Source organism: Miniimonas sp. S16 (assembly GCF_057748195.1).
Genome location: NZ_CM173242.1, coordinates 2164990 through 2188141, shown reverse-complemented (window position 1 = coordinate 2188141; position 23152 = coordinate 2164990). Strand labels below are relative to the sequence as shown.

Below are 23152 nucleotides of genomic sequence, written 5' to 3'. Positions count from 1 at the left end.
CGCGACCTCATCCGACCAGCACGAACGGCGCCCAGTAGCGCTCGGCGTCGCCGCCCAGCGCCTCGGGCTCGTCCTCGTCCCGCAGCGACGGGTCGTCGAGCAGGCCGCGCAGCAGCGCGGTCCCGGCACCGACCCCAGCACGGGTCCCGGTCCCGAGCCCGGCGCCCGCTCCCGCGCCGACCCCGGCGCCCGCTCCCGCGCCGACCCCCGCGCCGACCCCGCCACCCCGCCGGACGCCCCGCCGCTCCGCCACGTCGACGCCCAGCCCCTGGGCCGCCCCGCGCAGCGCATCGGCGTCGAGCGAGGCGACCTCACGCCCGGCGAGCGCGAGCGCGCGGGCGGGTGGCTCGCCGTCGGCCAGCCTGCGGTAGAGCGCGTGCACGAGGACGGGCGCGACGACGTCGTCGACCGGCCACATCGAGACGATCGCGCGGCGCACGCCCGAGCGCAGCAGCGCCCGCGTGAGCCCCACGAGGTCCCCCCCGAGCGTCGCGGTGCCGCGCGCGGTATCGCACCCGGTGAGCACCGCGAGGTCGGTGCCGAACCGCTCGCCCGCGATCTCGGACACCGTCAGCTCGTCCGGTCCGGCGAGCACGAGCGCGGACGCGAACGGCGAGAGCTCGTCAAGCCGGCCGTGGCTCGCGACGTGCAGGAGGTCGCTCGCGTCCAGACGCGCGGTGACGGCAGCCTCGGTGGCGGCGTCCCCGAGCAGCAGCGCGCCGGGCCCGAGCCCCAGCGCGGCGGCCACGGCGCGCGCCTCCGCCTCGGCGCCTGGCAGGCGCCGCAGCCCCGGCCGAGCGGCCGGGTCGAACGCGGGATCGCCGACGACGAGCGGCCGTCGCGCGCGGACCGGTGCCTCGGCGTCGGGCCCGAACGCATCGGTCGCGCGCAGCGCGTAGGACACCACGTGCGTCGCCGCGAGCGGCACGCCGCCCGTGCGCAGGACGTGGAACGGCACGACGGCGAGCGATCCGAACGGCACGACGACCACGCGTTCGTGCGTGTCCAGCTCCGCGCGCCAGGGCCCGAGCACGAGCTCGGAGACCTGCGCGAGCGCCGCCGGGTCGGCGTGCCCGGCCGCGCACGACGCGTGCAGCCGACGCGTGAGCTCGGCGAGCTCGCGCCGCGGACACGGGGTCGTCGTCGTGCGCACCCCCTCGCGCGTCACGGCCCACCCGAGGACCTCGTCGCTCGTGGTGAGGTACTCCAGCAGCACGGTGTCCGGCGGCATCCGCGCGCGGATCGCGTCGGGGTCCTCGGGCTGCCGCGGTGCCGCACGGCGCAGCAGGATGCCCGGACGACGCGCGTCCAGGTCGCGCTCGGCGCCGGCGAGCGCGGCGTCGGCGGCGTCGAGGTCGGCGAACGCGTCGTCCGCGACGCCGGCTCCGGCGACCCGCGCGAGGACGCGACCGGCCGCCACCGAGTAGTCGGCCGCCGCGCGCCGCCAGCGGTGCAGGGTCACGTCGGCGTCAGGAGCGCCGTCGGCATCGGCACCAGCGTCGGGAGCGCCGTCGGATCCGCCGCCGGGTGCGCGACCGTCGCCGTCGCCCTCGACGCCCACGCCGGCGCTGAGCAGCCGCAACCGCTCCACCGACATGAGCGCGAGCGACGGCGCCTGCGGTCCGCCCACGGCGAGCGCCGCCCGGGCCAGGACCCCGTACAGCGCGGCGACGTCGGGCTGGTCGCACGCGTCGAGACGGTCGGGGTCCCGGACGAGCTCGGCGACGAACGCCTCGAGCTGCGCGACCCCGGCGCGCGCGGTGTCCCACGCCTGCGCCACGCGACCGAGCGCGAGCTCGACCTCGGCCCGCGGCAGCGCGTCCTGCCACGTGAGCGGGCCGACAGCACCTGCGGCGTCCATCGCCTGGAGCGCGGCGGCGGCCCGCTGGTGGTCGCCGGCCGCCGCCGCGAGCGTGGCGACCACCGGGAGCGGCAGGCTGCCCGCCGTCGCCCGCTCGGCGATGACCTCGCGCGCCCGGTCCAGGCGGCGCGAGCGGACGAGCACCACGGGCAGCAGGTAGGCGGGCGCGTCGGGGTGTACCGCGGCCACCGCCGCGGCGTCGAGGTACTGCTCGGCGACGTCCGGCCGCCCCGACCCGAGCGCCACCTCGGCGCACGCGAGCGGCGTGAGCGCCTCGGCGAGCCGGGTCGCCTCGCGCGCCGAGCGCCGCACCATCCGCGCCGTGAACAGGCGCATCGCCGCGGGGTCCGCCGCCCCGACGCCGCCCGCGGTCAGCTCGGCCCAGCGCCGCTGCAGCTCCTCGGGCGTGGCCGGCAGGGGCGCGTCGTCGGGAGGCACGACGGCGTCGATCGCCTCGACCACGGCGCTCACCTGGTCGCGGAGCAGGGTCAGGCGGTCGGCGACCTGCGCGGCGGACGGCCCGCGCAGCCGGCGGTTGAGCGCGTCGACGAGCACGGTCGCGGCGCTGCTGCGCTCCTCGACGGCGGCGACGAACGCGTCGTCCAGCACGGGCGCCGTCGGCGGATCGGCACCTGGCGCCGCCGCGGCACCGCTCGCGGACGAGGCGCCGGCGGGCGCCGGCGTCCGGTCGCCGGCAGCCGACCCCGCAGCAGCGGACACGCGAGCCGCCGCGCCGGACGCCGGCGGCGCGGAGAGCATCGACCCGAACGCGCGCTCGAGCCGCAGCTGCGCGTTCACCGCGAGGTTGGATGCCGAGTCCGCCTGCGCCATCGCACCGAGCACCTGGCGCGGGGAGAAGTCCGGATCCACGGCGCGCACCACCGCAGCCGCGGTCGCCGCCACCCGGCCGCGCGCCGGGCTGCCTCCGGCATAGCAGGAGCCCGCGAACCGTTCCAGCAGCAGCGAGAGCCCCACGCACCAGCTGCGGCTGCCGACCGAGCCGCCCCACGCGACGACGTCGGCGATCGGCCCGGTGGTCGGCGGCCGCCAGCCACCACCGAGGTCGACGGCGTGCTGGGTGAGGCGCCCGGCGTCGACGTCGGCGATCACGCGGTGCACGAGGACGAGGCGTTCGAGCGCGCCGTCGCCCGCGGCCCGTGCGCACGACAGCGCGGTGTCGAGCTCGGCGAGGCGCTCGCCGTCGCGGCCCGCTGCCCGCGCGAGCAGCGCGTGCCGCAGCGCGATCGCGGCGGACAGCCGCGGGACGTCCTGGCGCGCACCGAGGAGCGCGCGGGCCGCTCCCCAGCACCGCGCTGAGCCCAGCAGGTCGAAGGCGGGCGGTGGGGTCGGCTGCGGGGCGAGGTCCCAGCCCATCGCCTCCGCGGACGACCCGGGTGTGCCGTACGCGTCGCCCTCGACGAGGAAGGTGAGCGAGGTCTGGACCGGGTCGACGGCCGACGAGCGCGCGACCTGGAGCCGGTCGAACCAGCCCGGGTCCCGGGCGCGGCGCAGGAGGTCGGCACCCGCGAGCGCCGCCCACCACGCCAGCGACTGCTCGCCGCGGCTCGACGCCCACGAGGCGAGGTCGTCGAGCTGTCCGAGCGCACTGCCGAGCACCTGGCCCAGGACCGGGTCGCCCGAGCGCACCGCGCCCTCGACGAGCACCCGCGCGGCGAGCAGGGCGGGCGGCCCCTGGGCGACGACGCGCTCGAGCAGCTCCTCCTCCGGAGTGCCCGGGGTGGGCACGACCACGCTGAGCTCGTCCAACCGTCGGAACACCCCTCCGACGTTGCCGGGGTACCAGTTGGCCTCGAGCTGCTGCGCCCACGCAGTGAGCGCCGCGACGACACGCGGGGAGAGCGACGAGCGCGCCGGCGCCCCCCAGCGCGGGGTGGTCGGTACCGCGTCCGCGCTCCCCGCGGACCGCAGCAGGGCGAGCGCACGGCGCGGTTCGCCGGCCAGGAGCGCGGCGACGACGGCGTCGCGCCGGGCGGCGGGGTCACGAGGCTCGACGGCGAGCCTCGCCAGTGCGGCCTGCAGCGTCGGCCCGGGCACGGCGCGCAGGTCCTCGCTGACGAGCGACGCCAAGGGGACCATCTGCATGGCGCCCCGCGGCGTCAGGCCCGGCGTGTGGTGAAGGTCCGTCGCAGCGGTCGGGCCCGCGGCCGCGCCGCCTGGCAACGGCCCCCACGCGCGGGCCGCGTCGGGCGCCCCGGACGGGTCGGCCGGGGGGATCGGTCCCCACCCGCGCGGGCTGGTCACGTGCGCTCCGGAAGCTCCACGACGATGCCGTGCTCGCCGTCGCCGGTGTGCTCGTCGTCCGCGCCTGCGGCGGGGAGATGCGCGGTGAACCCGTACCGCGCCTGCAGTGCGGGCTCGGCCCACCGCTGCGTGCGCGGCGTGCGGTAGTTGAACCACAGCTCGGCGCCGCGGGGCGCGCCGAGGACGACCCGTGCGAGCGCGGCATCGTCGGGGTGGTTGAACGTGTCGCCGTTGGTCGAGACGAGGTAGTGCCGGGCGGGCGCCGCCTGCACGAGCGCCGCGAGCACGTTGTTGACGCTGCCGTGGTGCGGCAGCTTGACCAGGTCCACGGGCACGTTCTCGCTCCCGCGCTCGACGGCGAGCATCGCCAGCGAGAGCGCCAGCACGTTCCCGAACGCGTCGCCGGACAGCACCGCGCTCGCGCCGCGGTGCTCGAGCAGGAACGCGATGCTGCTGCCGTTCGGGGCCGAGGGGTCGCGCGTGGTCGGGCCGGGCAGGAGGTCCTCGAGGTCGCCGAGCGGGGGCGGCGCCATCGGCGGGGCCACGCCGAGCTCGGGTCCGCGGTGCAGCTCCTCCTCGACCTCGTTCCACTTGCGACCGAGCACGCGCAGCCGCGTCGGGGTGGGCGAGAGGATCGTGAGGCGCGGGCCGCCGGGGACCTCGATCACCGGGAGGGGCGTGCCGGTGCGGCCGGCGTCGGGCGGGTCGGGGCAACGCACGGGTCCGCCGCCGAACGCCACGTTCCACGGCAGTGGCGCCGCGCGCAGCCCGGGGGTGGCGCCGGTGAGCGCGCTGACGACGGTGTCGCCCTGCGCGGTGCTGCGCATCTCCCCGGCCGGGACGAGGTGCCGCGCCCCGTTGAACCAGAAGTCGCCCACGTCGCGCGCGTGCGGGCTGAGCACGAACGGGATGAACCCGCCGATGTGGTCGGAGTCGATGTGGGTGACGACGGAGACGTCGATCGCCGGGTCCGGCAGCGCCTGCAGCCGCGCCTCGAGGCGCGGCCAGGTGTCGGGCGGGCCGCCGTCGACGAGCATCCGCCAGGGCCGCGTCCCCTCGCGCGGGCACTCCACGAGCAGGCAGTCGCCCAGCCGTGCGGGCAGCGCCTCGATGCGGATCGCGGTGGCCATGCGACCTCCCCCGGTGGCGGGCACGGCGACGTCGTGAGCACACCGTAGCGACGCACCCGCACGACGGCGAGGACCGGTCGGGCGGACCTTCTCGCCCGATCGGGTGGGTCGACCCGGCGGCCGGGCGCGCGCCCGCGTGGATCTGCCGTCAGGGGTGGGCCGCCAGGTGCGGGCCGTCAGGGGCCCGCCGTCACCAGCCGCGCAGGACCGGCTCCGCGTCGGTGTGGGCGGCGAGGACTGCACGCTCGTCCTCGGCGAACGGCTGCGGGCGACCGCTCGCGCGGTCGACCTGCACCATGCGGGACCGCGCCAGGAGGTAGGTGCGGGGCTCACGGGCGCGGGTTGCGCCGTCGGGGGCCGCGCCGTCGGGGGCCGCGGCGTCGGGCGCTGCGTCGTCAGAGCCCGCGCCGACGGGCGTCCCGCGATCGCTGGCGCCCCCGGTGACCTCGTACCCGAAGTCGACCGAGGACGAACCCACCCGGCTGACCCAGACCTCCACGGCGAGCGGGTCGGGTGTGAAGGGGACCGGAGCGAGGTAGTCGATCTCGTTCTTCACGACGACGAGCACGGCGTCCGTCACGGTGCCGGAGCCGTCGACGCCCATGAGCGGGAAGGCCGCGAACCGGGCGTCGTCGAGGAAGCGCAGGAAGGCGGCGTTGTTGACGTGGCCGAAGAGGTCGATGTCGGACCACCGCACGGGCAGCACGACGCGAGCGCGGGAGGTCATGGGCCATTGTGCGCCGCCGCGGGTGGCGGCCGGGTCATATCGGAGCGGCCGAGGTGGACGACCGGCTGCTCCGTCGCGACCTAGCCTGGCTAGACCCGGACGATTCCGGGACCCCCGACGGAGGCGATGACGTCGTAGTCCGAGTCGTGCGTCACGACGTCGAGTCCCTCCGCGAGAGCGATCGCGGCGATCCACAGATCGTTGACGTTCGCTCGGCGACCTTCCTCCGCCAACCGGACCCGCAGCGTCGCCCACGCGCGGGCGGCCTCGACCGTGATCGGCAGCGGGGTGACCTGGGACGCTGTCGCGAGCGTCGCCATCCGCCGGGCACGCACCTCGGTGTCCGGCGCCGAGAGCACGCCGACCTGGAGCTCCGCGATCGTCACCACGCTGACAGCGGACTCGGCCGGGAGAGCATCGACGTCGAGAGGTCGACCGTCCTCGCGGGCGATGAAGACGCTGGTGTCGAGGAGACCGGGCCTCGGCACGGGGCTACCGGGCAAGGGAGTCGTCGAGATCGTCGGTGCCGTCGCCGGCCAAGTGCCGGAGGGTCTCCCGGAGGGCAGAGTCGGCCTGGGTGGCGCCCAGGCCCTCGACCAGGTCGGCTCGGCTGAAGAACGTGGGACGAGAGGAACTCACGGGATGGAGCTCGGCCACTGCGGCGCCGTGCACCGTGATGGTGACCGACCCGCCCGATGTCACGCGTCGAAGGATGTCCGCCGTGTGGTTGCGCAGGTCTCGAGCCGTGGCCGTGGACATGTGCGCTACCGTAGCACCTTTGCCACACTCAGGAGCAACGCCTCCGCGCGGCTACGGTCGGATCCATGCCGATCGCCGGACTGCTGGTCTACCCGGGCGCGAGCGCGGGTCGGGACAACCGCACCCTCATCGCCCTCGAGCACGGCCTGGCGCCCCTGCCGGTGCGTCGGTCGGAGTTCGCCAATCGAGCTGCCGGCCGGGGCGGACCGGAGAAGCCGGAGCTCGCCGTCGCGCACGTGGTCTCCGAGGCGTACGCGTTCGCGGCCGAGCTGGGCGTCCCGCTCGGCCAGCTCGCGGTCGGCGGACGCAGCTTCGGCGGCCGGATGGCGTCCGTCGCGGTGGCGCAGGGCCTCGCAGTCGGGGCTCTCGTGCTGCTCTCCTACCCGCTGCACCCACCGGGCCGGCCGGAGCAGCTCCGGATCGCGCACCTGCCACAGGTCGCCGTCCCGACCCTTGCGGTGTCGGGCGCGGCCGACCCGTTCGGGACGCCCGAGGAGCTGCGCACGCGCCTGGGCGAGGCGCCCGGACCGGTGACGTTCGCCGTCGTGCCGGGCAACCACTCCCCCGCCGACGGCCGGGTGGTGGAGCTGGTTCGGGACTGGCTCGTCAGCCTCGAGTGAGCGACGGCTTCGACCGGGCGGAAGGGCGTGCTCAGCAGGACCCCGACCAACCGCGACGGTCGCTGAGCGACGCCCCCGACCGAGCCTCGACGGTCGCTCAGCGACGCCCGAACAGCGCGGTGCCGACGCGCACCGTGGTGGCGCCCTCTGCAATCGCAAGTGGGAAGTCCGCAGACATCCCCATCGAGAGCTCCGCAGAGTCGACGCCGTCGATCGCGGCGTCGCGCAGTCGCTCCCGCGTCTCGGCGAGCGCGCGGAAGCAGCGCCGGGTCTCCGCTTCGTCGCCACCGAGCGTCGCGATCGTCATGAGCCCGCGCACCCGCAGTCGGTCGTGCGCCGCCACGACGCGGGCGAGCGCCACGGCCTCGTCCGGCGCCACACCCGACTTGGCCTCCTCGCCCGAGGTGTTGACCTGCACGAGCACGTCGAGCGTGCGGTCGACGGCGTCGAGGCGGCGCTGCAGTGCGTCCGCGAGCTCGACGCGGTCCAGCGACTGCAGCTCGTGCGCGTAGCGGGCGACGTCGCGCGCCTTGTTCGACTGCAGCGGCCCGATGAAGACCCAGCGCGGGACAGGGTCCCGGTCCGCGAGCGCCTCGGCCTTCGCCACGAGTTCCTGCGCGCGCGACTCGCCGAGGTCGCGGCAGCCCGCCTCGAGCGCCGCACGCACGTCCTCGACCGGGAACGTCTTGCTCACCGCGACCAGCCGGATCTCCGCCGGATCGCGCCCGACGGCGAGCGCGGCCTCCGCGATCTGCGTGCGGACGAGGGCGAGCCGGGCGGCGAGGGACATGGCCCCAGGATCCCACCGGCTCAGTTGAGCCGCCCGCGGCCGACGCGCGGAGGCCGGCTACGTCCGTCGCGCCAGCGTGCGGTCGCGACCATCCGACGCGCGAACGCCGGCCACGTCCGACGCGCTGACGCGGGCTGGGGCGGACGCGCTGGCGCGGGCTGGGGCGGACGCGCTGACGCGGGCTGAGGCGGACGCGCTGGCGCCTCCTGCGGCCGGCGCGCCAACGCTCGCTGCATCCGTGGCGCCCGCCCGCGGCCGCGATTGTCCGACGCGCTCCCGCACGGACGCGCCTGACAGCCGCGCCTGAAAGCACTGTCACTGCCCTCCGCAGCCCTTCAGCACCCTTGACGGCTCACCAGTCGCATGATTCCGCCACTTGTGAGCGCCGAGGAGCGAAGTGCCCGAGCCGTTCGATCGACTACACAGCCACAGCGCTGTGGCTGTGCACTTCACGGGGAACGATCGCAGCTCGCACGGTTCGGGCGACAAAGTGGCGCGATCCTGCGGTTCCTGCGGCGGTCCGGCGGGCTCTCAGTCGACCCGTCGAGTAACAGCGCTGTCAGTCGCCCGGTGGTTGAGCGGCACCACCGCGGTTGTCCCCATCCGAACGGGGTGCGTCTGATCCAGGGCCCGTCCACAGCGGGGTCGCCCGGGCGGGTGGCGACTCCGTACGGTCGGCGCAGGCTGGACGCTCAGCGCAGGCTGGACGCTCAGCGCAGGCTGGACGCTCAGCGCAGGCTGGACGCTCAGCGCAGGCTCGCACGGTCGTCGCAGGCTCGCACGCTCAGCGCAGGCTCGCACGGTCGTCGCACCCGCGTCCCGCCGGAGCCACCGAAGATGGGAGGACCGATGACGACGAAGCCGGGACGGAGACCGCAACCGTCCGCCGCGCGAGGGCCGAGCGACGCCGAGAGCCCGCGCCACGCCGTCGGGCAGCTGGCGTGGACGCCCCTGTGGGAGCAGCTCGCGGCGCTCGAACGCTCCCTCGACGATCTGCGCGACGTGGTCGACCTCCCGGCACTCCGACCACGTTTCACGCGCGCCCTGATCGTCCTGCGCCACCACCCGGGAGCCGCCGTCCGAGACGTCGCGGCGGCGCTGGGTGCGACGCACTCCGCGACGTCGCAGACGCTCGCGGTGTTGCGCTCGCTAGGCCTGGTCGACGGCGAGCTCCGGACCAAGCCCGCGTGGATGCAGGGCGGGGTGAGACCTGACGGGACGCCGGAGTCGCTGTATCCGCGGCGCCGAGAGCACTACCTCACGGAGGCGGGCGTAGGGGCCGCCGAGCGCGTCGAGGAGGCGCTCACGGCCCGACTGTCCGCTCTGGCGGCCCTCTTCCACGAGGTGCGGGCGCCAGCGTTCGCAGCGCGACTGGACCACGCGCTGTGCGGGCGGACGCTGACGGATCGCACGTGGGACGCACTCCCCCGCCCGGAAACGGCCGCCTGAGCTCTCCCGACCCAGACGCTCCCAACGCAGACAACCCCGGCCCCGCCGCTCCCGACCCAGGCGTCCTCAGCGCCGCAGGCCGTATGTCGCTCGGGACTGACGTGGAAAGGCTCAGCCCGCGACGGTGAGCACCACGAGCGCGACGTTGAGAGCCACGACGAGCGCGACCACCACCCACGCCGCCGCGAGCAGCCAGCCGGTCACCCGCCACGCGCCCATGAGGTCGCGCGCGGCCACCAGGCGCAGCAGCGGGACCAGCGCGAACGGGATCCCGAGCGACAGCACGACCTGGGACAGCACGAGCGCCCACGTCGGGTCGATCCCGACGGCGAGCACCACCACCGCGGGCACGATCGTCACCGCGCGGCGCACCACCAGGGGGACCCGCACGTGCAGCAGGCCGCCCGCGATCGAACCTCCCGCGTACGCCCCGACGGCCGTCGACGCGAGTCCCGAGGCCAGCAGCCCGACGGCGAACGCGGTCCCGATCCCCGCGCCCAGCGCCTGCGCGATCACCGCGTGCGCGCCCTCGATCGTGTCCGTGCCGGGCTGCCCGGGCAGGCTGGCTGCGGCGAGCACGAGCATCGCGACGTTGACCGTGCCGGCGACGAGCAGCGCGACGAGCACGTCCCACCGGGTCGCCCGCAGGAGCTGGGCGAGTCGGCGGTCTCGGCCCGCGCCTCGGAGCGCGTCTCGCGGGACGTGACGGTCGCGGGCGAGCGCCGAGTGCGCGTAGATCGCGTGCGGCATCACGGTCGCGCCGAGCATCGACGCCGCGAGCAGGACGGTGTCGGGCCCCGCGAACCGCGGCACGAGCCCGGACGCGAGGTCGCCCGCGTCGATCGGCGCGACGAACAGCCCTGCGAGGAAGCCGACCGCCAGCACGGCGAGCAGCGCCACGATGACGCCCTCGAACGCGCGCTGCCCCCGACGGGTCTGCACCGCCAGCAGCCCCATCGACGCCAGCCCGACGATCACCCCGCCGAGCGGCAGCGGCACGCCGAACAGGAGCTGCAGTGCGATGGCGCCACCGATCACCTCGGCGAGGTCCGTCGCGACCGCCACGATCTCGGCCTGCAGCCACGCGGCGCGCCTCGGCCACCGGCGGTAGCGCTGCCCCATGAGCTCGGCGAGCGAGCGACCCGTCACCAGGCCGAGGCGTGCCGTGAGGTACTGCACGAGCACGGCCATCGCGCTGCCGGCCACGAGGACCCACAGCAGCAGGTAGCCGTAACGCGCACCCGCCGTGACGTTCGCGGCGACGTTGCCCGGATCGACGTACGCCACGGCCGCCACGAACGCGGGTCCGAGCAGCCGCGCCAGCGCGGCATACCCGCCGCGCGGGGTCCGACCGGGCGCGCCGTCGGGAGCAGACGCCTCGGCACCGCGGCTCACGCCGTCATCGGCACCGGCACCGAGGCCAGCACCGGCACCGAGGCCGGCATCGGGGCTGAGACCGGCCCCGCCGGACAGCGGTGCGGGCGCGGGTGAGGTCGAGCGCTCGGGCACGAGAGTTAGGCTAGCCGAACTCTCACTGTCCTATCCCCGAAGTCAGGTGCCGAGGACGCGAGCGAACGTCTCCAGGGCGCCAAGCCGGTCCTCGCCCACGGGCGTGAGGACGACGCTCGTCGCACCCGCGTCGTGCCGCGCCGCGACGCCCGCGCGGACCTGATCGGGCGTCCCGGCCAGTGCCAGGTCCGCCAGCCACTCCGACGGCAGCGCGGCCCCGAACGCCTGCGGCGACCCGGCGCGCTCGCGCAGCGCGGCGAGCTCAGCCGCGAACGGCAGGCGCGCGACGTGGGGCGTCCAGTCCGGCTCGCCGATCCACGCCAGAGCGGGACGCACGACGGCGTAGGCGGCCTCGGGTTCGTCGGCCACCGCCGCGACGTCGTACGCCATGACCTCACGCCGCACGCCGTCGGCGCCCACCGGACCGCCGAGCTGCTCGATCGCCGCGGCGACGTAGGACGGCGGGGACGGCTCGGCCAGCAGCACGCCGTCGGCGACCCGACCCGCGACGGCCATCGACCGCGGACCGCGCACGCCGAGCACGACCGGCGGCGCGACGTCCGGCACCTCGCCGATCTGCACGTCGTGCAGCGTGACGTACCGGCCCTGCGTGGCGACCCGCTCGCCTCGCAGCAGCGCCCGCAGGGCCGTCGTGTACTCCGTCAACAGGGTGACAGGGCTCGCGGGCCACGCGTCGACGTCGCGCATCCACCCCGGCATGCCGTGGCCGATGCCCGTGACGAGCCGCCCGGGGAAGAGGTGCGCGAGCGTCGCGAGCTCCATCGCTGCGAACGCGACGTTGCGCGCGCCGGTCGGCAGGATCCCGAGGCCGACCGTGATCCGCTCGGTCGCGGCCAGCACCGCGCCCGCCTGCGCGATCCCGCCGCGGAACCCGAGGTCCTCGACGACCCAGAGCTCCTCGAAGCCGAGCTCCTCCGCACGGCGGACGAACGGCAGCACCTGAGCGACGGGGAGGTCGCGCGGGAGCATCGCCCCGACGCGCCGGGGTGCGGCTGGAACGGGTGGCACGGCGGGGCGGGCTGAGCCGCCCGGAACGGTCGTGGCGCGCGCGTCGCTCGCCTCGTCGGTGTCGGTCATGTGGTCCTCTCCGGGTCGTCGAGTGCTGCGAGGTCCTGGGCCGCGCCGCCGGGCAGCCCACCACCGGGCAGCCCACCACCGGGCAGCCCACCACCGGGCAGCCCACCACCGGGCAGCCCACCGTCGGGCAGCTCGCCGTCGCGCGCCTCGCCGTCGGACAGCTCGCCGTCGGGCGCGGCGCCGTCGTCGGGCACGTCCTCCGGAGCCTCGCCGGTCTCCTCCTCGGCCTCGCGCACGTCCGCCTCGCGCTGCATCTCCAGCGCGATCTGCTGCGCGTCGAGCGCCGCGAGCGCGTGGGTCAGGGTGCCGGACGAGAAGGCTCCGGCGTCGCGCGCCTGCACGAGGCTCTCGCGCTGCGCCTCGATCATGTGCAGCCGCACCTCCTGCACCCGGGCGCGCGACGGCGCGGCGGACTCGGGCCGCGCGATGCGCCCGACCTGTCGGCGGATCTGCTCGGCGACCTCCGGGTCGGCCGCCTCGGTGAGCGCGGCGAACGCCGCGGCGCGCAGGTGCCGGTCCAGCCGCTCGTTCTCGGCCGCGAGGTCCTCGGGCGAGACGCGCGCGGGCCGCAGCAGCCGCACCACCAGCCCGAGCGTCCCGCCCTGAAGCAGCAGCGAGCTCGCCGCGACCACGAACGCGACGAAGACGAGCAGCGAGCGGTGCGGCACCGACGTCGGCAGCGTCTGCGCCGCCACCACCGTGACCACGCCGCGCATGCCGGCCCACGTGAGCACCCCGCCCTCGCGCCAGCCGAACGGCGCGGCGTCGAAGTAGTCCAGGTCGTACTGCTTGCGGGTGACCCGCAGCCGCATCGAGGCGAAGGACCGCGGTCCACGCCGGTGCCGGTCGTCCTCGTGCGGCTCGCGCGCGGCCGCCTCCTCCAGCTCGGTGAGCCGGGAGTCGATCGCCGTGAGCCGCTCGCGCAGGTCGCCGCTGCGCCGCTGACGCCGGTTGAGGGACACGAGCACCGCGGTCACGTACACGAGCCGCACCCCGAGCACGGCGACCAGGCCGACGAACGCCACCCACAGCCCGGTGACGGCGAGCGAGGAACCGCCCAGGTCGGCCACGATCGCCGTCATCTCCAGGCCCATGAGGAGGAAGACCGACCCCTCCAGCACGAGCGAGATCGTGCGCCACGACACCGCCTCTGCCGCGCGGTGCGCAGGCCGGATGTGGTGCACCGCGCCGTGCCCCGTCACGAGCCCGGCCACGACGGCGGCGACGAGCCCGGAGGAGTTCAGCAGGGTCGCCGGCACCGACGCGAGGAACGGCACGGCGAACGAGAGCACGGTGTTCGCCGAGGCGTCCGAGACGCGGGCGCGCACGAGCAGGTTGAGCCGTCCCACGACGGCGCCGATCACCACGGCCACCGCGACCGACCAGACGAAGTCGCCGAGCACCTGGCCCGCCTCCCGCTGGCCCACGAGCGCGACGGCGACGGCGGAGCGCAGCAGCACGAGCGCCGTCGCGTCGTTGAGCAGGGACTCGCCCTCCAGGACTGAGGTGATCCGAGGCGAGACGCCCACCTCCCGCACGATCGAGGTGGCGACGGCGTCGGTGGGGCTGACGATCGCGCCGAGCGCGATGCCCGCAGCCAGCGGCAGACCGGGGATGAGCGCGGTGAACAGGAACCCGAGCGCCACCGCGCTCACGGCCACGAGCAGCACCGACATCCCACCGATGAGGCGGAAGTCGCGGCGGAAGTCCATGGTCGGCGTCGAGACGGCGGTGGCGTACAGGAGCGGCGGGAGGATGCCCTCTAGCACGACGTCCGGGTTCAGCGTCACCTCGGGCACCGCGGGGATGAGGCTCACCGCGAGCCCGAGGATCACGAGCACGAGCGGCGCGGCGATCCGCAGCCGCGGCGCGAGCGAGGTGGTGAAGGCGATCGTCAGCAGGCCGACGACGGCGACGACGAGGATCTCCACCCCCTCACCCTGGCACGGGGGCGGGTGACGCGGGCCGCGGGCCGCGGGCTTGCGGGCGCGGGGGCGGGTGACGCGGGCCGCGGGCTTGAGGCCGGAGGGCACGGGGGCGGCGAGCACGGAGCCGGGGAGAATGGCCGGGTGACCCCCACCCCCGATCCCGCCGACATCCGACTCGTCGCCGTCGACCTCGACGGGACGCTGCTCGACCCGCACAAGCGCCTGGACCCCGACTTCCCCGCCGTCGAGCACGCCCTCGCGGAGCGGGGCATCACCCTCGTCCCCGCCAGCGGGCGTCAGCTCGAGAGCATCCGGCGCACGGTCTGGCCGGACGGTGCGGGTGGGGTCGACGACAGCCCGACCGGCGAGCAGCGCACGATCATCGCCGAGAACGGCGCCCTCGTGGCGCGCGGCACCCAGCCGATCGCCGTCGACCCCGTGCCGCGCCACGCCGTCGGGCACGTGCTGGCGGCGGCTCGTGACTACGCCCGCGCGGGCGGGCACCCCGGGATCGTGGTGTGCGGCCTGCGCAGCGCCTACGTCGCGCTCGACGCGGTGCACGACGACGAGGCGATGGCCGAGCAGTTCCTCGCCGCGTCGCGGCCGTACTACCCGCTGCTCGAGGAGGTCGCGGACCTCGCGGCCGTCGAGGACGACGTCCTCAAGGTCGCCGTGTGGGACCCGGCCGGCGCCGAGCGAGGCGTGGGGCGGAGCATCGGCGAGGTCCCCGGCGCGCGCGTGGTCGCGTCAGCGGGCGTCTGGGTCGACGTCATGAGCCCGACGGCGGACAAGGGTCGCGCGCTCGCCACGCTCCAGGCGGAGCTCGGGGTGTCGCCCGACCAGACCATGGCGTTCGGCGACTTCCCCAACGACCTCGGCATGCTGGCGCGCGCCACGTGGTCCTACGCGATGGCGGACGCGCACCCCGACGTGGCGGCCGCGGCGCGCTACCGTGCGCCGACGAACGCCGACCGCGGCGTCACGCGCGTGCTGCGCGCGCTCCTGGGTCGCTGAGCGAGCCGGCGCCTGCCCCCGCGGGACTGGTGGCGCGCAGCGGCGCGCCGACCACGGGGACGGACGGCTCGACGTCGTCGACCGCGGGGAGCTCCCGGGTGCGGGTGAGGCGCGCGTACCAGTGCGCGGAGTCCTTCCACGTCCGCTCCAGCGTGTCGTAGTCGACCCGGATGATCCCGAACCGGCGCGCGTAGCCCCAGGCCCACTCGAAGTTGTCCAGGAGCGACCAAGCGAAGTAGCCGCGCACGTCGGCGCCGCGCTCCCGCGCCGCCGCGACGGCGGCGATGTGGTCGTGCAGGTAGGACACCCGCCGCGGGTCGTGCACGCGACCGTCGGGCGAGACCTCGTCCTCGAACGCGGCCCCGTTCTCCGTCACGACGGTCGGCAGCGTCGGGTAGCGCCGGTGCAGGTCGAGCAGCAGCTCGGTGAGCGCCTCGGGCGCGATGTTCCAGCCCATCGCGGTGTAGGGGCCGGGCTCGCGGACGAACGCGACGCGGTCGGCGCCCACCCACGGGGAGGCGGCGGACTCGCGGTGGCCGGAGTTGTCCGACGTCGCATCCCCCTCGGGAGCGCGGCGCACCATCGTCGTGGAGTAGTAGTTCACCCCCAGCGCGGTGAGCGGCTGGTGCACGATGGCGAGGTCGCCGTCGCGCACGAAGGACCAGTCGGTGATCGCGGCGGTGTCGGCGATCAGGTCCTCGGGGTAGGCACCCTCGAGCATCGGACCCGTGAAGGCGCGGTTGGCGACGGCGTCGATCTGGCGCACGGCGTCGGCGTCCTCCGGGTCGGCCGGGTCGGCGGCGCGGAGCACGTGGAAGTTCAGGGTGACCGAGCAGCGGGCCTCCGGCAGGACCTCGCGGATCGCCTGGACCGCGAGGCCGTGCGCGAGGTTGAGGTGGTGCACGGCGGCCAGCGCGGTGGCCGGCTCGGTGCGGCCGGGGGCGTGCACGCCCGAGGCGTAGCCGAGGTAGGCGGTGCACCACGGCTCGTTGAGCGTGGTCCAGGTGTGCACGCGATCGCCGAGCTCCTGGGCCATCGCGCGCGCGTAGTCGGCGAAGGCGAACGCCGTGTCGCGGTTGGCCCAGCCACCCGCGTCCTCGAGCTCCTGCGGCAGGTCCCAGTGGTAGAGCGTGACGAGCGGCTGGACGCCGGCGGCCGTGAGCGCGTCGAGCAGGTCACGGTAGAACCGGACGCCGGCCGGGTTGAGCGGGCCGCGACCGGTGGGCTGCACGCGCGGCCACGCGATCGAGAGGCGGTAGGCGTCCAGGCCGAGCGCGGCGATGTGGCCCACGTCCTCGCGCCAGCGGTGGTAGTGGTCGCACGCGACGTCGCCCGTGTCGCCGTACTCGGTGGCACCGGGGGTGTGGGAGTAGGTGTCCCAGATCGACGGGCCGCGGCCGTCCTCGGCCACCGCCCCCTCGATCTGGTAGCTCGCCGTCGCCGAGCCGAAGAGGAAGTCGGGGCCGAACGTGGTCATCTGCGAACTCCTTCGTTCACCGGGTGGGGCCGGACGTCGACACCGTGGAAGCGCTGCCACGATAGCGGGTGCGGCGCGTGCGCAGGAAGCGGGGGCAAACGGCGAGCGGCACGGCCGCGACTCCTCGCGGATGTCGGCCCCACCGGGCACGATCGGGGTGGACGAGGGAGGCAGGCGATGGTCGGCTCGACGGGCGCGCACGCGCCGCGGCACTCCGAGACCAGCGAGGCGACGCTGGACACCTACCGCGCGCTGCGCGTCGCGCTCGTCGGCGCGGGGCTGCTGCTCATCTTCTCCGTCGTGCTGCAGTCGGTGCGGGTCGGCGCCGTCCCGTCCTCGATCTCCGCGACCTTCTACTCGCCCGTGCGAGGCGTCCTCGTGTCGGTGCTGCTCGCCGTCGGGCTCGCGCTCGTGGCGATCAAGGGCCGGCCGGGGCTCGAGAACGGACTGCTCGACCTCGCGGGACTGCTGGTGCCGCTCGTCGGGTTCGTGCCCACGCCGATCGTGCTCGCGACCCTGCCGGCGGTCGACGCGGCCGACTTCGTCTGCCCCGACCCCGGCGTGGCCTGCGTGCCGGCGGACGTCGTGCCGGGCGTGGAAAACAACGCGGCGGCGTACGGGCTGCTCGGCGTCGTAGCGCTCGGGTACGTGTGGCTGCGCCTGCTCGCGGCGGCGCGCGCCGGACAGGCGTGGCGCTCGCGCACGACGCGGGGCGTCGCGACCGCGACGCTGGCCTGGGCGGCGCTCGGCGCATGGTTCCTGTTCGGCCGGACGAGCTTCCTCATGCACGCGCACTACGTGTGCGCCGTCGGGTTCTTCGCCCTGCTGACCGCCGTGGTGTGGCTCAACGGCCGCAACACCCAGCCGGGGGCCGACCTGCTGCGGATGTCCGAGCGGGGCTACCGCCGGTGGTACTACGGGATCGCGGTGACGATGGCGGCCGCGGTGATCGTCGCGATCGTGGTGTTCCTCGTGCGCGGCGACGGCGCGGTCCCCGAGACGCTCCCCGTGACGTTCTGGCTCGAGATCGTGCTGCTGCTCGCGTTTGTCGCGTTCTGGGTGCTGCAGACCGCGGAGCACTGGAACCACACCGCGCCGCCGGCGGACGGGGCGGACGCGATCCCCTGGTCGTGAGTCCCGGCGTCCCTGAGCGCGCGGACCGTGGCGAGTCCCGCGAGCGCGCTCAGGGCACGGCGCGCCGCAGCAACGGGAACGCGACGAGCGCGACCACCACCGTGATCCCAGCGAGCACCGCGGTCAGCCCGCCCACGCCGCTCGTGAGCAGCCAGCCCATGACGTCCGACCACGCCCCGGCGCGCGTGACGAGCCACGCGGCCGCGATGAGGACGAGCACGAGCCCCACGGACACGACGACGAGCCAGAAGGCGCCGAAGCGCTTGTAGAGCGTCGCGCCCGTGAACCCCGCGACGAAGGACAGCATCGAGAGGACGAAGTAGAACGCCGCCGCGACCGGCGCGCCGGCGTCCCAGATCCACGGGAACGTGAAGAAGTACCCGTTCATCCCCCAGCCGTCCGTGGCCTGCTCGACGAACCCGCCGACGAGGAACACGACCGTGAGCACGGCCGCGGCCAGCGCCGCCGTCAGGAGCGTGCCCAGGTAGAACTCACGCCGCGTCACGCTCATCGCCTGGGAGAACGGGAACGTCAGCGTGAGGGCCTGCACCCCGATGACGGCGAAGTACCAGAACGGCGCCTGCGCGCCGCCGCTGTACAGCGCTCCCCCGTCCGGGACCATCGCCCAGATCGCGAGCGTGACCGCGAGGGCGCCCACGAGGATGGCCAGGGGCACCCAGCCGAACGTCTGCTTGTTGACGAGCTGCATGCGCACGACGTTCACGGTCCGACTCATCGGAGTGCTCCCTTCTCGGCGGTGCGGGTGGTGTCGGGTGTGGCGCCGCCGTCGGCGGCGCCCTCCGCGGCGGCGTCGCGTGCGCTCTCCATCCCCCAGGCGCCGGCCTCGGTGTCCCCGGCCGCTCGCCGTCGGGCCGCCGCCTGGGTCGTGCGCACCACGAGCTGCTGCAACGACACCGGGGCGACGTCGAGCCTCGCCTCGGCGAGCGCGCGGCGGTCGGCGTCGGTGAGCGTCCCCAGCACGGTGACCGAGGCGACCCGGCCGAGCGACTCGCGGTGCAGGACCTCGCGCCCGACGACGAAGCGCTCGACAGCGTCGGCGTCGCCGACCACCGTGCTCGCGAGGTCGCGCACGGCGTCGGTCTCGGCGTCCATCACGATCCGGCCGGCGTCGATCACGACGACGCGCTCGAGGAGGTTGGCGACCTCGTCGATGAGGTGGCTCGACAGCAGCACCGTGCGCGGGTGCTCGGCGTAGTCCTCGAGGAGGCGGTCGTAGAAGATCTGGCGCGCGACGGCGTCGAGGCCCAGGTAGGGCTCGTCGAAGAACGTGATCTCCGCGCGGGAGGCGAGGCCGATCACGACGCCGACGGCGGACAGCTGACCGCGCGAGAGCTTCTTGATCGTGCGGTTCATCGGGAGCTGGAACTGCGCGACGAGGGAGTCGCACACGTCCTGGTCCCAGTTCGGGAAGAAGAGGCGGGCCATCCGGAACGCGTGCCCGGGCTTGGCGTCGTCGGGGTACTTCTGGCCCTCGCGGACGAAGCACATGCGCTGCAGCACGGCGGCGTTCTCGTACGGCCGCTGCCCGAAGATGCTTACGCTGCCCGAGGTCGCGAAGCCCTGGGCCGTGAGGATGGACATCAGGGTGGTCTTGCCCGCGCCGTTGCGGCCCAGGAGGCCGTAGATCGCATCCTTCTCGATGGCGAGGGAGACGTCGTCGACGGCAAGGGTGTCGCCGTACCGCTTGGTGAGGTGCTCGACCTCGATCACGCTGGTCATCGCGCTCCTCCGAAGGAGTCGGGGGTGGTCTGGGCGGGGATGGTCTGGGCGGAGATGGTCTGGGCGGGGATGGTGGACGGCGTCGGACCACCTGCTGGCGTGGCGGCGGCCGCCGATGCCGCGCGGTCGCGGACGAGTGCCGCGAGCTCGTCCGGGCCGAGCCCGAGCGACCGCGCCTCGGCGAGCAGGGGGTCGACGAACCTGTCCGCGAAGGCCGCGCGGCGCTCGGCGAGGACCGCCGCGCGTGCTCCGGTCGCGACAAACATGCCGATGCCGCGCTGCTTGTAGATCACGCCCTTGTCCACGAGCAGACCCACTCCCTTCGCGGCCGTTGCGGGGTTGATCCGGTAGAACGCGGCGAGCTCGTTGGTCGAGGGTGCGCGTGTCTCCTCCGGCAGGCTGCCGTCCAGGATCGAGTCCTCGATCCCTTCGGCGATCTGCAGGAACAGCGCCCGGCCCTCTTCGATCACGAGTCCTCCGCGGTTCACCGGTTAGTTACCTGAGTAGGTAACCATAGAAGCCTGGCCTCGATCAAGGGGTTCGCATGACGTCGCCACCCATCGTCAGCGCTGTGGCCGCGACGAGCCCTGGGCTGTCGGGGGTGAGGAGCGCGGGAGCCGCACGAATCCGCGGATCACGACGCGGGTCGCGGTACGACGGGCGACGACGAGCCGGGAGGCGCGGACGCTGCACAGCCACAGCGCTGTGGCTGTGCAGCGTCAGAACCACCGTGTCCGTGCAAGGCGCCAGAGGCTGGGAATCCGCAGAATCACGCCGTTTCCGAGACGCCATCCGGGTCGCCGGCCGCGCCAGTGGGGCAACAGCGCTGTGGCTGTGCAGCATCGGCGCCACGGTGGCCGCGCAGGGCGCCAGGAGCTGGGAGCTGGGAGCTGGGAGAGCCCACGGGACACGCCGTTCTCGAGGCGTCATCCGGGTCGCTGACTGCGCCCGTCGAGCCAGAGCAGCTCGAGGTCCATCGGGGCGGCTGCGGGCGCTCGGGCAAGGGCAAGGTGCGTCGGGACGCCCCGGGACGAGCACCTGTGGTCGCCGCTAGGCAGGCCCGACCATCTCGGCCACGATCCGCGCCGACAGCATCACGAGCGGCAGCCCGCCGCCCGGGTGTGCGGACCCGCCCACGAGGTGCAGGCCCTCGACCGGGCCGCGGTTGGCCGGCCGCAGGAACGCCGCGAGCGGCCCGTTCGAGGACGTCCCGTAGATCGAGCCGCCGGGCGTGAGGGTCGCGCGCTCGAGGTCGGCGGGCGTGCGGACGAACCGCTTCACGAGGTACGGCCGCACGTCGAGCCCGCGCGAGGCGAGGACTGCCAGCACGTGGTCGGCGTAGGCGTCGGCGAGGCCGGGTGCGCGCCAGTCGCACCCGCGGGCCGGATCGTGCCGCGGCGCGTTCACGAGCACGAACCAGGCACCCGCACCCGCCACGCCGTCGGGCAGCACCGCAGGATCCTCGGGGGCCGTCACGTACACCGTCGGACGCCGCACCGGCCGCGGCCGCCCGATCGCCGCGACACCAACGCGAGCCCTCGGGCCGCGCGCGCCGCCAGGAGGCCCCGCGAGCCGTCCTCCGGCCCGCCCCAGCGCCCCCACCGCGCGCGCCCCGAGCGACGGGAAGATCGCGTCGAACTCCCCGTCGTAGTCCTCGGCGAACAGCACGCGGTGGTGCACCCCTCGCAGCTCCGCGGGCAGCCCTTCGAGGGCGAGCAGCAGCACGAACCCGCCGAGCGACGGGGTCGCGAGTCCCACCCGGACGCGCGCCGCGGCCGTGGCGAGCCGGGTGCGCAGGGGGGCCTCGCCGTCGAGCATCCCGTAGGCCGAGGCGGCGTCCGCGTTGGCGACGACGACGTCGGCGCGCATCCGCTCGCCGTCGGACGTCACCACGCCGCGCACCCGCCCGTCCGCCTGCTCGATCCGCGCGACCCGCACCCCCGTGTGCACCCGCGCACCGAGCGACTCGGCACGCTCGCGCACCGCGCGCGCGATCTCGCCGAGCCCGCCCGGCACGTACCAGGACCCGTACTCCTGCTCCGCGAAGGGCACCGTGACCAGCGGTGACGGCGCCTGTCGCGGATCGCTGCCGGTATAGGTCGCGTAGCGGTCGAGCAGCATCACCAGGCGCGGGTCTCGCAGGCTGCGCGCCCCGTAGGCGCGCAGCGAGAGCCAGGGCGCCACCTCCGCGAGCCCGACGCCGGAGCTCACCATCGCCGGCAGCGTCGCGGCCGTGATCGGCGAGGAGAGGAACGGCTCGCGCACCACGTGCCACATCCGCTCGGCGCGGGCGAGCAGGTCCGCCCACTGCGCGCCGCGGCCCGGCCCGAGCGCGGCGTCCAGCGCCGCGGGGATCTCCTCGCGCCGGCCGGGCAGGTCGAGCACGGTGCCGTCGCCGAACGTGTAGCGGCAGGCGGTCTCGAGCCGCTCCAGGCGCAGCCCGGCCGGCGGCCCGCCGGTCGCCTCGAACAGCTCGCTGAGCACGTCGGGCATCGTGAGCAGCGACGGTCCCGTGTCGAAGGAGTAGCCCCGCCAGCGCTCGACGGCGAGCTTGCCACCCACGCCGGGCGCCTGCTCCAGCACGGTCACCTCGTGGCCGCCCGCGGCGAGACGCGCAGCGGCGGCGAGGCCTCCGAGGCCGGCCCCGACCACGACGACGCGGCTCATCGGGGATCTCCGCCGCCCGGAGTGCCCCGGGTGTCTGGAGTGCCCGCGGTGTCTGGAGTGCGCTGGTTGCGCGGGGTGTCCGGGGCACGCGGCCCGAACCGCAGCCGCCCGCGCCACAACGTGACGAGCAGCGGCACGGCGATCACCCCCATCGCGAGGCCGCCCGCGAGCGCCACCGAGGGTCGCGGCCAGAACGTGAGGTTGCCCGCGACGCACGTGAGCCACGTCCACACGTAGACCGCGTAGGGGATGGCGTCCGGCCACTGCGTAGCGCGGGTGCCGACGTCGCCCGCCCCCGGGGTCGCCGCGCGCCGCGCCCAGGTGTAGGACGCGGAGATGAGCACCGCCATCGCGAACGACACCCCGAGCCAGCCCGCGTAGTTGGTGAGCGGGATGCCGGGTGTGCCGGGCAGCGACGGTTCCGGGTTGGCCCAGCCCCAGTTGCCGGCGTCGACCATCTGCGGGTCGAGAAACACGTCCCACGCCGTGAGCGCCCACGCCGCCACCAGGTGCCGCGCGACCCAGCGCCACCACGCTTCGCGTCCCGTGCCCGGCACTCGTCGGACCGGCACGAGCCGGCGCGCCACCACCCAGGCGGGGTACGCGAGCGTCGTCCAGGCGAGCAGCACCAGCGCCGAGACCCCGAGCACCGAGGGCCCGAGCCCGCCCGTGTAGGCATACTCGCCGAACGGGAAGCCGGTCGCGACCCCGACCGCCTCCGCGACCAGGCCGAGCGCCGCCACGCCGCCGCCGACGCCGAGCGCGAACCGCCAGCCGCCCACCGACGCGGCGTGCAGCACCGCGGTGAGCGCCATGAGGCACACGCTCGCCACGGTCTGGCGCAGCGTGCCGCCCCACGTGATCGCGAAGCTCGCCTGCACCGCGAGCGCGGCCAGCAGCGCGATCCACGCCACCTGGCCCGCGACCACGCGCCCCATCGGCACGCGGTGCGCGGCGGGCGGCCGGACCGCGGTCGACCTCAGCATG

General features: G+C 75.3%; 19 protein-coding genes. 4 read left to right on the top strand and 15 right to left on the bottom strand.

Annotated elements, in window-relative coordinates; translation table 11 throughout:
• Window positions 1-7: 7 nt before the first annotated feature.
• The 5 genes from AC3AQ1_RS09615 to AC3AQ1_RS09595 all read right to left on the bottom strand — a co-directional run bounded on the left by AC3AQ1_RS09615 (window position 8) and on the right by AC3AQ1_RS09595 (window position 6739).
• Window positions 8-3949 carry a CHAT domain-containing protein gene (locus AC3AQ1_RS09615; protein WP_159096481.1) on the bottom strand — a complete coding sequence of 1314 codons (3942 nt, stop codon included), beginning with the start codon at window positions 3947-3949 and terminating at the stop codon, window positions 8-10.
• A 170-nt stretch (window positions 3950-4119) separates the two neighbouring features.
• A complete protein-coding gene (locus AC3AQ1_RS09610; protein ID WP_108718798.1) occupies window positions 4120-5253 on the bottom strand; it encodes an MBL fold metallo-hydrolase in 1134 nt (377 codons plus the stop codon).
• 190 nt (window positions 5254-5443) lie between these two features.
• Complete coding sequence (locus AC3AQ1_RS09605) at window positions 5444-5980, bottom strand: acyl-CoA thioesterase (RefSeq protein ID WP_108718797.1); 537 nt, start codon at window positions 5978-5980, stop codon at window positions 5444-5446.
• An 89-nt stretch (window positions 5981-6069) separates the two neighbouring features.
• Window positions 6070-6468, bottom strand: a complete 399-nt coding sequence (locus AC3AQ1_RS09600) for a type II toxin-antitoxin system VapC family toxin (RefSeq protein WP_108718796.1) — start codon at window positions 6466-6468, stop codon at window positions 6070-6072.
• A 4-nt stretch (window positions 6469-6472) separates the two neighbouring features.
• Window positions 6473-6739 carry a type II toxin-antitoxin system Phd/YefM family antitoxin gene (locus AC3AQ1_RS09595; RefSeq protein WP_108718795.1) on the bottom strand — a complete coding sequence of 89 codons (267 nt, stop codon included), beginning with the start codon at window positions 6737-6739 and terminating at the stop codon, window positions 6473-6475.
• A gap of 65 nt (window positions 6740-6804) precedes the next feature.
• Between AC3AQ1_RS09595 and AC3AQ1_RS09590 the strand changes: the two genes are divergently transcribed.
• Entirely contained in the window at window positions 6805-7359 is a 555-nt protein-coding gene (locus AC3AQ1_RS09590; protein ID WP_108718794.1) for an alpha/beta hydrolase family protein, read from the top strand.
• Window positions 7360-7456: 97 nt separating this feature from the next.
• Here the strand turns inward: AC3AQ1_RS09590 and AC3AQ1_RS09585 are convergent, their stop codons facing one another.
• On the bottom strand, window positions 7457-8149 hold the full coding sequence (locus AC3AQ1_RS09585; protein ID WP_108718793.1) for a YggS family pyridoxal phosphate-dependent enzyme: 693 nt from the start codon (window positions 8147-8149) through the stop codon (window positions 7457-7459).
• A gap of 849 nt (window positions 8150-8998) precedes the next feature.
• Between AC3AQ1_RS09585 and AC3AQ1_RS09580 the strand changes: the two genes are divergently transcribed.
• Complete coding sequence (locus AC3AQ1_RS09580) at window positions 8999-9598, top strand: MarR family transcriptional regulator (RefSeq protein WP_159096480.1); 600 nt, start codon at window positions 8999-9001, stop codon at window positions 9596-9598.
• Window positions 9599-9709: 111 nt separating this feature from the next.
• On the opposite strand, the gene AC3AQ1_RS09575 is transcribed toward AC3AQ1_RS09580, so the two are convergent.
• The 3 genes from AC3AQ1_RS09575 to AC3AQ1_RS09565 all read right to left on the bottom strand — a co-directional run bounded on the left by AC3AQ1_RS09575 (window position 9710) and on the right by AC3AQ1_RS09565 (window position 14253).
• Window positions 9710-10921: an Nramp family divalent metal transporter gene (locus AC3AQ1_RS09575; protein WP_108720118.1), complete on the bottom strand. Its 1212-nt coding sequence runs from the start codon at window positions 10919-10921 to the stop codon at window positions 9710-9712.
• A 228-nt stretch (window positions 10922-11149) separates the two neighbouring features.
• Window positions 11150-12205, bottom strand: coding sequence for an LLM class flavin-dependent oxidoreductase (locus tag AC3AQ1_RS09570; protein WP_108718791.1), 1056 nt, complete (start codon window positions 12203-12205; stop codon window positions 11150-11152).
• Window positions 12202-14253 carry a cation:proton antiporter gene (locus AC3AQ1_RS09565; RefSeq protein WP_488301215.1) on the bottom strand — a complete coding sequence of 684 codons (2052 nt, stop codon included), beginning with the start codon at window positions 14251-14253 and terminating at the stop codon, window positions 12202-12204. Before AC3AQ1_RS09565 ends, AC3AQ1_RS09570 begins: the two co-directional genes overlap by 4 nt.
• Before the next feature lie 21 nt (window positions 14254-14274).
• On the opposite strand from AC3AQ1_RS09565, the gene AC3AQ1_RS09560 reads away from it, so the two are divergent.
• Entirely contained in the window at window positions 14275-15147 is an 873-nt protein-coding gene (locus tag AC3AQ1_RS09560; protein WP_108718790.1) for an HAD family hydrolase, read from the top strand.
• Here AC3AQ1_RS09560 and AC3AQ1_RS09555 read toward each other — a convergent pair.
• Complete coding sequence (locus AC3AQ1_RS09555) at window positions 15113-16624, bottom strand: GH1 family beta-glucosidase (RefSeq protein ID WP_108718789.1); 1512 nt, start codon at window positions 16622-16624, stop codon at window positions 15113-15115. The two genes, AC3AQ1_RS09560 and AC3AQ1_RS09555, sit on opposite strands and share 35 nt — an antisense overlap.
• A gap of 177 nt (window positions 16625-16801) precedes the next feature.
• On the opposite strand from AC3AQ1_RS09555, the gene AC3AQ1_RS09550 reads away from it, so the two are divergent.
• Window positions 16802-17758 carry a hypothetical protein gene (locus AC3AQ1_RS09550; protein ID WP_159096479.1) on the top strand — a complete coding sequence of 319 codons (957 nt, stop codon included), beginning with the start codon at window positions 16802-16804 and terminating at the stop codon, window positions 17756-17758.
• A 49-nt stretch (window positions 17759-17807) separates the two neighbouring features.
• Here the strand turns inward: AC3AQ1_RS09550 and AC3AQ1_RS09545 are convergent, their stop codons facing one another.
• The 5 genes from AC3AQ1_RS09545 to AC3AQ1_RS09525 all read right to left on the bottom strand — a co-directional run bounded on the left by AC3AQ1_RS09545 (window position 17808) and on the right by AC3AQ1_RS09525 (window position 23151).
• Complete coding sequence (locus tag AC3AQ1_RS09545) at window positions 17808-18494, bottom strand: hypothetical protein (protein ID WP_108718788.1); 687 nt, start codon at window positions 18492-18494, stop codon at window positions 17808-17810.
• The gene (locus tag AC3AQ1_RS09540) at window positions 18491-19498 is read right to left on the bottom strand and encodes an ABC transporter ATP-binding protein (protein WP_108718787.1); all 1008 of its coding nucleotides are present in this window, start codon (window positions 19496-19498) and stop codon (window positions 18491-18493) included. The genes AC3AQ1_RS09545 and AC3AQ1_RS09540 overlap by 4 nt, the downstream gene beginning before the upstream one ends.
• Window positions 19495-19968, bottom strand: coding sequence for a GntR family transcriptional regulator (locus tag AC3AQ1_RS09535; protein WP_108718786.1), 474 nt, complete (start codon window positions 19966-19968; stop codon window positions 19495-19497). The genes AC3AQ1_RS09540 and AC3AQ1_RS09535 overlap by 4 nt, the downstream gene beginning before the upstream one ends.
• A 580-nt stretch (window positions 19969-20548) precedes the next feature.
• On the bottom strand, window positions 20549-22165 hold the full coding sequence (locus AC3AQ1_RS09530) for a phytoene desaturase family protein (protein WP_108718785.1): 1617 nt from the start codon (window positions 22163-22165) through the stop codon (window positions 20549-20551).
• Entirely contained in the window at window positions 22162-23151 is a 990-nt protein-coding gene (locus tag AC3AQ1_RS09525) for a carotenoid biosynthesis protein (protein ID WP_108718784.1), read from the bottom strand. The genes AC3AQ1_RS09530 and AC3AQ1_RS09525 overlap by 4 nt, the downstream gene beginning before the upstream one ends.
• Between the last annotated feature and the right edge of the window lies 1 nt (window position 23152).

Bases quoted from the DNA above. Each gene is read 5' to 3' on its own strand.
- AC3AQ1_RS09590 (WP_108718794.1), top strand. From the start codon at position 6,805: ATGCCGATCGCCGGACTGCTGGTCTACCCGGGCGCGAGCGCGGGTCGG.
- AC3AQ1_RS09580 (WP_159096480.1), top strand. From the start codon at position 8,999: ATGACGACGAAGCCGGGACGGAGACCGCAACCGTCCGCCGCGCGAGGG.
- AC3AQ1_RS09595 (WP_108718795.1), bottom strand. From the start codon at position 6,739: ATGTCCACGGCCACGGCTCGAGACCTGCGCAACCACACGGCGGACATC.
- AC3AQ1_RS09610 (WP_108718798.1), bottom strand. From the start codon at position 5,253: ATGGCCACCGCGATCCGCATCGAGGCGCTGCCCGCACGGCTGGGCGAC.
- AC3AQ1_RS09545 (WP_108718788.1), bottom strand. From the start codon at position 18,494: ATGAGTCGGACCGTGAACGTCGTGCGCATGCAGCTCGTCAACAAGCAG.
- AC3AQ1_RS09525 (WP_108718784.1), bottom strand. From the start codon at position 23,151: ATGCTGAGGTCGACCGCGGTCCGGCCGCCCGCCGCGCACCGCGTGCCG.
- AC3AQ1_RS09550 (WP_159096479.1), top strand. From the start codon at position 16,802: ATGGTCGGCTCGACGGGCGCGCACGCGCCGCGGCACTCCGAGACCAGC.
- AC3AQ1_RS09530 (WP_108718785.1), bottom strand. From the start codon at position 22,165: ATGAGCCGCGTCGTCGTGGTCGGGGCCGGCCTCGGAGGCCTCGCCGCC.
- AC3AQ1_RS09540 (WP_108718787.1), bottom strand. From the start codon at position 19,498: ATGACCAGCGTGATCGAGGTCGAGCACCTCACCAAGCGGTACGGCGAC.
- AC3AQ1_RS09555 (WP_108718789.1), bottom strand. From the start codon at position 16,624: ATGACCACGTTCGGCCCCGACTTCCTCTTCGGCTCGGCGACGGCGAGC.
- AC3AQ1_RS09570 (WP_108718791.1), bottom strand. From the start codon at position 12,205: ATGACCGACACCGACGAGGCGAGCGACGCGCGCGCCACGACCGTTCCG.
- AC3AQ1_RS09605 (WP_108718797.1), bottom strand. From the start codon at position 5,980: ATGACCTCCCGCGCTCGCGTCGTGCTGCCCGTGCGGTGGTCCGACATC.
- AC3AQ1_RS09585 (WP_108718793.1), bottom strand. From the start codon at position 8,149: ATGTCCCTCGCCGCCCGGCTCGCCCTCGTCCGCACGCAGATCGCGGAG.